This window comes from Leisingera sp. F5, from assembly GCF_001593695.1.
Window position 1 is genome coordinate 1 of the sequence record NZ_LUKH01000366.1, and the last position, 2,690, is coordinate 2,690.

The following is a 2,690-nucleotide window of genomic DNA, read 5'->3' on the forward strand; positions in this document are numbered from 1 at the left end:
TGCAACCGAGATGCTGCAGTTCCGCCCCGGCGCGGATGTGTCGATGCTGAACGCGATCATGCATGTGATCGTCGAGGAGGAACTGTATGACAGCCAGTACATCCACCGCTGGACCGAGAACTGGGAAGCTGAAAAAGAGCACCTGAAGCAGTTCACGCCAGAGAAGATGTCGGAAATCTGCGGCATCGAACCGGACCAGCTGCGCCGTGTGGCGCGGATCTTTGCCAAGGCAGAGGCCGGTTTGATCTTCTGGGGCATGGGTATCTCCCAGCACATTCACGGCACCGACAACTCGCGCTGCCTGATCTCGCTGGCCTGATGACCGGTAACGTCGGCAAGCCGGGCGCCGGCCTGCACCCGCTGCGCGGCCAGAACAACGTGCAGGGTGCGTCCGACGCGGGCCTGATCCCGATGTTCCTGCCGGATTATCAGACCGTTACCTCGGATGATGTGCGCAAAAGCTTTACCGATGTCTGGGGCGGCGGCGACTTCTCGAACGAGAAGGGTCTCACCGTGACCGAGATCGTCGATCAGGCCTATGCCGGCAACGTCAAGGGCATGTACATCCAGGGCGAAAACCCGGCGATGTCCGACCCGGATGCAGATCACGCACGCGACGCCTTTGCCAAGCTGGAGTTGATGATCGTTCAGGATATCTTTCTCACAGAGACGGCGAACTATGCCGACATCATCCTGCCGGCCTCGGCGCTCTATGAAAAGAACGGCACCGTGTCCAACACCAACCGGCAGGTGCAGCGGGTGCGCCCCGCCGTGGCGCCTCCGGGCGAGGCGCGCGAGGACTGGAAAGTCACCGTGGAACTGGCGCAGCGCATCGGCCTGCCTTGGGATTACAAGGATGTCAGCGAAGTCTTTAACGAGATGAAGCTGAACATGAAGTCCCTGAACAACATCACCTGGGAGCGTCTGGAAACCGAGACCATCACCTACCCGTCGCTGCACGAGACTGATCCCGGTCAGGCGATTGTGTTTGGTGACGGCTTCCCGCGCCCCGAAGGCCGTGCCCGCTTTACCCCGGCGTCGGTGATCCCGCCGGATGAGGCGCCGGATGCGGAATATCCGATGATCATGACCACCGGCCGCCAGCTGGAGCATTGGCACACCGGGTCGATGACCCGCCGGTCATTGGTGCTGGATGCGGTCGAGCCGGAAGCGAACTGCTCGCTCAACCCCAAAACCCTGCGGGCGATGGGCGTAGAGCCGGGCGAGATGGTGCGTCTGTCAACCCGCCGCGGCTCGATCGAGATCATGGCGCGGGCCGACCGGGCAATTGCCGAGGACATGGTGTTTGTGCCCTTTGCCTATGTCGAGGCCGCCGCCAATATCCTGACCAACCCGGCAATCGACCCCTACGGCAAGATCCCCGAATTCAAGTTCTCGGCTGTCCGAGTCGAAAAGGTGGAGAGCCAGATCGCCGCTGAGTAATCCGGCTGCGTATAGATGAATTAGGGGCGGGCGCGGAGCTGATGGCTTCGCGCCCGCTTTGCGTTTGGGCTTCTAGGATTTTCACCGATGTATTTGAGGCTGGCGGCCTGCTATTTTCCGGGCAGATAGCTTTGTCAGCTGTGGCGGGACAGAAAACGGTCCAGATCCCGCTTTGATGGCGGCGTGCCAGTGAAAACCTCGACCCAGCCGGGCATGAGCGATATCCGGTACTCCGTGCTTTCGTTCACTTGCATCGAGATATAGCCGATTTGGGTGTAAATCATCGCACGTGCGCGGATCAGTGCGACGCCGGCGCTGAAACCAAAGCGGATGAACATCTCCGTCAAAGCCTGTTCGCGCCGGGTATCGGCTAAGTCCAGCCTTGCCTGTAAACCAGGGTCATTGCGCGCCCAATTTCGGATGGCCAGATCCAGCCGGGAGTCGAACAGGTCGGCATCAATCCAGCAGTCGAACAGATTGAACAACGCTTCGGCAATACTCTCGGCATACGCCTCGGACCGGGCGATCAGGTTCCCGGTGTTCTTTTCCTCCCATCGCTGGATCATCGCCTCCAGCAGTGCCTCGCGGTCTTTAAAGTGCCAGTAGAAACTGGTGCGGGCCACACCAAGCCGCTTGGCCAGCGGCATCACTTTTACCGCTTCCACGCCGCTCTCGGTCAATACTTCGTAAGCGGCTGATAGCCAGTCTTCGTCACCCAGCCGGGTGCGGGTAATGTCCTGAGTGTCCATGCGACAGCCATAACAGCGGGGCAGGACGGGCGCAACTTTTCTTGACAGGTATGATTGTTTAATTGACTCTTGTGTCAAGAGTGGCTGGCGACTCGCAAATGCCGCGCTTGCCCAGACATCGTTCCAGGAGACCCGCATCATGTCCAAGGACCCGCTGCTGCAGCCCTATCAGCTGAAACACCTGGCGCTGCGCAACCGGATCATGACCACCAGCCATGAACCGGCCTACCCGGAAGACGGCATGCCTAAGGAACGCTATGCCGCTTATCACGCGGAGCGCGCCAAGGCGGGTGTGGCGCTGACAATGACCGCCGGATCAGCCGCGGTCAGCCGCGACAGCCCGCCGGTGTTCAACAATATCCTCGCCTACAAGGATGAGGTGGTCCCCTGGATCCGCAACTTGACCGATCAGGTGCATGAACACGGTGCGGCGGTGATGATCCAGCTAACACACTTGGGTCGCCGCACCGGCTGGAACAAAGGTGACTGGCTGCCTTC

The 2,690-nt window shown here is 60.3% G+C and carries 1 protein-coding gene and 2 pseudogenes; 2 read left to right on the forward strand and 1 reads right to left on the reverse strand.

The window, feature by feature from the left end:
• Positions 1–1,443: pseudogene (locus A2I95_RS30370) on the forward strand (molybdopterin oxidoreductase family protein); the annotation flags it as partial.
• Between the two features lie 134 nt (positions 1,444–1,577).
• On the opposite strand, the gene A2I95_RS30375 reads toward A2I95_RS30370, so the two are convergent.
• On the reverse strand, positions 1,578–2,192 hold the full coding sequence (locus tag A2I95_RS30375) for a TetR/AcrR family transcriptional regulator (RefSeq protein ID WP_027256562.1): 615 nt from the start codon (positions 2,190–2,192) through the stop codon (positions 1,578–1,580).
• Between the two features lie 139 nt (positions 2,193–2,331).
• On the opposite strand from A2I95_RS30375, the pseudogene A2I95_RS30380 reads away from it, so the two are divergent.
• Positions 2,332–2,690 (forward strand): annotated as a pseudogene (locus tag A2I95_RS30380) (N-methylproline demethylase); the annotation flags it as partial.